The organism is Mesorhizobium sp. M7A.F.Ca.MR.362.00.0.0, assembly GCF_004023175.1.
Classification (GTDB): domain Bacteria; phylum Pseudomonadota; class Alphaproteobacteria; order Rhizobiales; family Rhizobiaceae; genus Mesorhizobium.
The window spans coordinates 45,598-51,732 of sequence record NZ_RZTF01000010.1; the positions used below are offsets into that span (position 1 = coordinate 45,598).

The 6,135-nt window shown below is 62.4% G+C and carries 4 protein-coding genes; 2 read left to right on the forward strand and 2 right to left on the reverse strand.

The features are described 5' to 3' along the window. Positions 1-69: 69 nt before the first annotated feature. Complete coding sequence (locus EOC06_RS02980) at positions 70-867, reverse strand: ABC transporter substrate-binding protein (RefSeq protein WP_245469300.1); 798 nt, start codon at positions 865-867, stop codon at positions 70-72. A 401-nt stretch (positions 868-1,268) separates the two neighbouring features. On the opposite strand from EOC06_RS02980, the gene EOC06_RS02985 reads away from it, so the two are divergent. Next, positions 1,269-3,374, forward strand: a complete 2,106-nt coding sequence (locus EOC06_RS02985; protein WP_164898441.1) for a TonB-dependent siderophore receptor — start codon at positions 1,269-1,271, stop codon at positions 3,372-3,374. Positions 3,375-3,808: 434 nt separating this feature from the next. Then, positions 3,809-4,156: a hypothetical protein gene (locus tag EOC06_RS02990; RefSeq protein ID WP_032808338.1), complete on the forward strand. Its 348-nt coding sequence runs from the start codon at positions 3,809-3,811 to the stop codon at positions 4,154-4,156. A gap of 86 nt (positions 4,157-4,242) precedes the next feature. Here EOC06_RS02990 and ggt read toward each other — a convergent pair whose 3' ends face one another. Further along, positions 4,243-5,982, reverse strand: a complete 1,740-nt coding sequence (ggt, locus tag EOC06_RS02995; RefSeq protein WP_127807912.1) for a gamma-glutamyltransferase — start codon at positions 5,980-5,982, stop codon at positions 4,243-4,245. Positions 5,983-6,135 lie beyond the last annotated feature (153 nt).

The following is a 6,135-nucleotide window of genomic DNA, read 5'->3' on the forward strand; positions in this document are numbered from 1 at the left end:
AAAAAGCTCCACGCGGAGGCCCGGCCGGCCGACGCAGGCTTCCCCCCTTGGGCGATGGCCGCAGCATCCTCAGCCACGGGCGGCCTCCCCGGTTATCGCCGACGCCAGGACCCGAGCAAAACGGGTGGCGGACGGAAGGGCGCCGAACATATGGACGGCGGGAAGACGCATGATCGAGCGGTTGCGCACGAAAGGCATGGCGTTCCAGACCGGACTTTCGGTCAGCGTGCCGCCCGCGCCCTCGGGCAAGGGTTCGAGATAAGCGAGGCGAGCGTCGCTGGATGTCGCCAGCCCGTCGATACCAATGGTCGAAAACCCCCAATAATTGGTCTCGGCCGTCCAGGCGTTGGCGAGCCCGATGCGATCGAACACCTCCTGAAACAGACTCTTCTTGCCGTAGACGCGCACGTTGCGCGGGTCCATGAAGCTGACGACATAGATCGGCCGCGCCGAAAGCGGCGCCAGCTGCCGGCGGACTTCCGAAAAATACGCATCTGTCGCCGCGATCAGCGCTTCGCCTTCGCTTTCCTTGCCGACAAGCCCGGCAAGCTGGCGCGTCGCCTCGAGTGCGCGCTGATAGGGCTGCCCGGCCTCGGTATAGAGCCCGATCGTCGTCACCGGCGCCACGCGTTCGAGCAGCGGCTTGATGCCGTCGAGATACGGCATGGACAGGATGATGTCGGGCCTGAGTTGCTGCAGCAATTCGAGATTGGGTTCGAGCAGCGTTCCGACATCGGCGATCTCAGGCGGCAGCGGCGGTTCGACCACCCAGGTCTCCCAGATGTCGCGACCGGCAATGGCAACCGGGCTGACACCGAGCATGAGCAAGGTCTCGGCCAGGCCGTCATCCAGGCAGACGATGCGCAACGGTTTCGCCGTGGCAGATGGCGATGCAATTGCGGCAAAGGGCAAAACGAAAAGTCCCAGCGCGCCGCGCCGGGTGATCCGACCGCGGAGACGGTCGGCCCTGTGGGATTCAAGGGCTGCCATCATCGCGCAGCGCCTGTGCGGAAAGCCGGCTGGGCGTGGATTTCAGGCACGGGTTTTCTCCAAAACGACGCATTCAAAAATCTGGCTGCCGGCAGCCGATGGTCGGTTGACTATGAAACATGACTTCCATAGTCAACATTGAAGATGACTAATCGAGTCAACAAATTTAAATTGGCGCAAGACGGACCGGTCCTGCGCGCATTGCGGGCAGTGAGGGTATCAAGATGCGGTTGAGTGCATATCGTGCGGCGCGGCGGCGAAGCCGGACCCGGGGCCTCGTGGTCGCATCGCTTTCGACCCTGCTTTGCACCCAGGCCCTTGCGCAGGAAGCCGCGACCGAGCTCAACCCGATCAATGTCGAGGGACAGAGCGACAGCCCGGTCGGACCGGATGACGGCTACATCGCCAAAAACACCACCACCGGCTCGAAAACCGACACGCCGCTGAAGGAAATTCCACGCTCGATTTCGGTGGTGACCCGCAAGCAGCTCGATGATCGCCAGCCAGGGCAGCTTGAGGACGCCTTGTCCTATCTCGCCGGCGTCACCATCTCGCCATGGGGCGTCGACGATCGCTTCGACCAATGCCTGATTCGTGGGTTCGACCTCTGCACGTCGGCGATCTATCGCGACGGGCTGCCGCAGAAAGTGATCGATTTCTCAGGCTTCAAGATCGAGCCCTACGGGCTGGAGCGAATCGAAGTCTTGAAGGGGCCATCCTCGGTGCTCTACGGCGAGAACGAGGCTGGCGGCATGGTCAATGCCGTCACCAAGCGGCCGACTGACAAGCCGATCTATGACGGCTTCCTCAGCTATGGCAGCTTCAACACCGTCGAGGCCGGGCTGGATATAGGCGGCCCGATCGACGATGCCGGCGTGTGGTCCTACCGGCTGACCGGCCTAGTTCGCAACGGCGCGCTCGAAACCGACTATTCCCGCAACGACCGCATCTTCGTCGCGCCGGCGCTCAAGTGGCAGCCGGATGCGCAGACCTCGCTGACCATCCTGGCCAACTACCAGTGGGACAGGCTGACGACGAATCAGTTTCTGCCGGCGCAGTATGGCAATCTGCCGCGCAATTTCTTCACCGGCTCGCCTGACTTCGACCGCTTCGATGCCAACCATGGTTCGATCGGCTACCAGTTCAGCCATGAGTTCGACGACCATTGGACGGTGCGGCAAAACCTGCGCTACTCGCAGCAGGAAACCGACTACCGGCAGCTCTATTTTGGCGAGTGGCTTGGCGGCCCATACATCGGCGCAGACGAACATACGGTGCAGCGCACGCTGTTCACCGTGGATGAGACGGCAAGGCTGTTCAACGTCGACAACCAGGCCGAGTACAAGGCTGACTTCGGCGTGGTCGAAAACAAGCTGCTGTTCGGTCTGGATTACAGCAGACAATCGGTCGACGGGCGCAACGGCTACGGGGCGGGTCCGCCGCTGGACACCCAGAACCCGGACTACTCGATCCCTGTCACGCCGCCGAGCCTCATCATTACGGATCGCGTGGAGACGATCGGCCAGGTCGGCCTCTATGCACAAAACCAGTCCAAGATCGCCGACCACTGGGTCCTGACAATCGGCGGCCGGCAGGCCTGGATCGACCACACCAATTTCAACCGACTCGACGGTGCAGGCAGCTACGATCAGAAGGACCATGCCTTCACCGGCAATATCGGCATCGGCTATCTCTTCGACAACGGCCTGACGCCCTACGCCAGCTATGCCGAATCCTTCACCACCAATATCGGCCCGACCCAGTCCGGAGACGCGCTGCTGCCGTCGTTGGGCAAGCAGTATGAAGTCGGCTTGAAATACGAGCCGACCTTCTTCCCCGGCTTCATCACCGCTTCGCTGTTCGACCTGCGCAAGACCAATGTGCCGACGGCAGCAGCCAATCCCGTCTACCAGGTCCAGACCGGAGAAGTCCGCCATCGCGGCCTGGAGATCGAGGCCAACGCAGATCTGGCTTCCGGCCTCAGCATGACGGCGGCCTACACCTATCTCGACGCGGAGATAACCAGCGATGCCGCCGCCGTCATCGGTAACCGCCCGGCCAGGGTGCCGGAACACCAGGCATCGCTGTGGGCCAATTATGAGGTTGGCAGCGGCGTGCTCGAGGGCCTGAGCGTCGGCGCCGGCGTGCGCTATATCGGCGCCAGCTTCGGTGACAATACGAACACGGTTAACGTGCGCGGCCACACGCTGGTCGACGCGGCACTGCGCTACAAGAAGAATGGCTGGCAGGCAGCGCTCAATGTCTCCAACCTGTTCGACAAGACCTACTATTCGACCTGCTATGAGGCCGGCAGCAATGCCGACCTCAGCTGCATCTATGGCGAAGGCCGCGTCATCAAGGGCAGCCTCAGCATGAAGTTCTGATGCATGCCGCTCGGCTGCCTCGGCTGGCAGTGATCTGGCATGCAGGATCTGAAGCGCGCCGCATGAACCTGTGACGACGCGCGTCCAGAGCCGCGATTCGACGCGGCCCTGTCCTCCGTCCGGATGGCGGCAAGACTATTCGCACCGTCACGGTGGGCGTGCGACGTCCCGCTCGCCGAAAATCGCTGCCCGCGAAGCGCAATCCACGTCCCGCATCATTTTTCCTCCACGAATGCATTCCAGGATGGATGGTCCCACGACCGCCTCCGGGCGGCGCGCTCTGGATTGGATTGCCTGAAAAAGGCAACGAATCAAAAAACCGGCGGCGGTCGTCGCCAGAAGGTGTAGAAGACCGTACCAAACGCATTGAAGGGAGTGCGATCGGGTTGCGCTCGGCAAGGCTTGATGGTTTGTTGCCGCTATACGGAGAATGAATGATGCGAGAGCCTGCCGGTCAAGACGAATACGGGTCGACGAACCCTTTCGATCCGGACGACCTGCCGACGTTGAACGCAATCGGCCCGAGCATGGGTAGCGGCAATGATTTCGAGAGATATGCCGTTGCCGTGATCATCGTGTTCGGTGCGCTGATCATTGGCGGGCTGATGGCCGCATCGATGGTCTTCGGGCACCGCAACGGCTTCCTCTTCGCGCTTGGCGGCGCCACGTCCGCCTGGATATCCGGAAACGCGCTGCTGCTCGACCGGCCGCGTATCTATGCGCTGTTCGTCGGCATTGCCGCCTTGATGCTGGTTGCGTCCACTCTCACGCTGGTCTTGTGACGGCCAAATCGGTGTGAGCCGATCCACTTGAGCAGCGGGCGATCAACCCGAATCGCCACGCTGCACCAGGTTTTTCCTCCGAGCTGTCAGTATCCGAGCGCCTCGCCAGAGGCCGCGCGGCTGTCGATGGCGCCGTTGTAGCGCGCGCCGCCGCCCTTCTCGATTTCCGCCAGGCTCTTGCCGCCGACCAGGATGCCGGCCGCCTGCCCCCAGGTCTGGTCAGCGAGATCGAGGTGATATCCCATGCCGGCCAGCAGCTTTTCTGTGTCCGGCGACAGGCCGAACGGCTCGACATAAACCTTGTCGGGCAGCCATTGATGGTGGATGCGAGGCGCGTCGATCGCCTCCTGGATGTTCATGCCGTGGTCGATGACATTGACGATCGCTTCCAGCGTGATCGTGATGATGCGCGAGCCACCCGGGCTGCCGATGACCATGAACGGTTTGCCGTCCTTGGCGACCACGGTCGGGCTCATCGACGACAGCGGCGTCTTCTTCGGCTGGATGGCGTTGGCCTCGCCCTGGACAAGGCCGTAGAGATTGGGCACGCCGGGTTTCTGGGTGAAATCGTCCATTTCGTTGTTGAGCAGGATGCCGGTGCCGTCGGCGACGACGCCGGCTCCGAAGGAGCCATTCAGCGTGTAGGTGACCGCGACCGCATTGCCTTCATCGTCGATGATCGAATAATGCGTCGTCTCCTTGCTCTCGCCAAAGCCCTTCGGCATCAGATCCTGCGACACGCCGGCCCGGAACGGGTCGATCTTGTCGCGGATATCCTTGGCATAGGCCTTATCAAGCAATTTCGAGACCGGATTGTCGACGAAATCGGGATCGCCGAGCGCTGAATTGCGGTCGACATAGGCATAGCGCATCGCCTCGACCATGACATGGACCGTCTCGGCAGAACCGGCACCGAGGTAGGATAAGGGATAGCCCTCCAGAACGTTGAGGATTTCGCAGATGATGACGCCGCCGGAGCTGGGCGGCGGCGAGGAGGTGATCTCGTAGCCGCGATAGGTGCAGGTCACGGGCTTGAGTTCGCGCACCGCATATTGCTCGAAGTCGGGCTTGGCGAGAATGCCGCCCTTGGCGCCGCTCGCCTTGACGATGGCATCGGCGATGGCGCCTTTGTAAAAGGCATCCGTACCCTCTTCGGAAATGGCGGCGAGCGACGCCGCGAGGTCGGGCTGGACCAGCCGCTCGCCGATGCCATAGGGCTTGCCGTCGGGTTTCAGGAATATGGCGGCGGCCGCGGGGTCCTTCGCCAGCCTGTCGGCGCTGCCGGCAAACGAGGCGGCGTCGCCCTGGTTGAGGATGAAGCCGTCCCTGGCATAGCCGATTGCCGGCGCCATCAAATCCTGGCGGGACAATTTGCCGTATTTTTCGCGGGCCATCTCCAGACCGGCCACCGAACCCGGCACGCCGACCGCAAGATAGCCGTCGAGACTGGCCCCCTTCACCGGGTTGCCGTCCTTGTCGAGATACATGGTTTTTGTCGCCGCCAGCGGCGCCCGCTCGCGAAAATCGAGAAAGGTCGATTTGCCGTCCTTGAAGCGGATGGTCATGAAGCCGCCGCCGCCGATATTGCCGGCATTGGGGTAGACGACCGCGAGCGCATAGCCGACGGCAACCGCCGCATCCACAGCATTGCCGCCCTTTTTCAGCACCTCGATACCGACTTCGGACGCCAGATGCTGGGCCGTCACCACCATGCCGTGCTCGCCCTTGGCTGGCGCAGGCGATGCGGCGAAGACGCCCGTCAACGGCGCGAGGGCGAAGGTGATGGAAAGACTGGCGGCGATCAGTGTCCGACGGTTGAGAGGCATGGCGGTTCTCCGGGCGGGGGGACGCCTAGAAGACCGTGTTGGACTGATCGAGTCCACTAACAATTAAGGGAGCGTGAGAAAGAGCCCCCTCACCCGGATTGCCAACTGAATTGCGAAGCGCAATTCGAGGCAATCCGACCTCTCCCCGAGGGG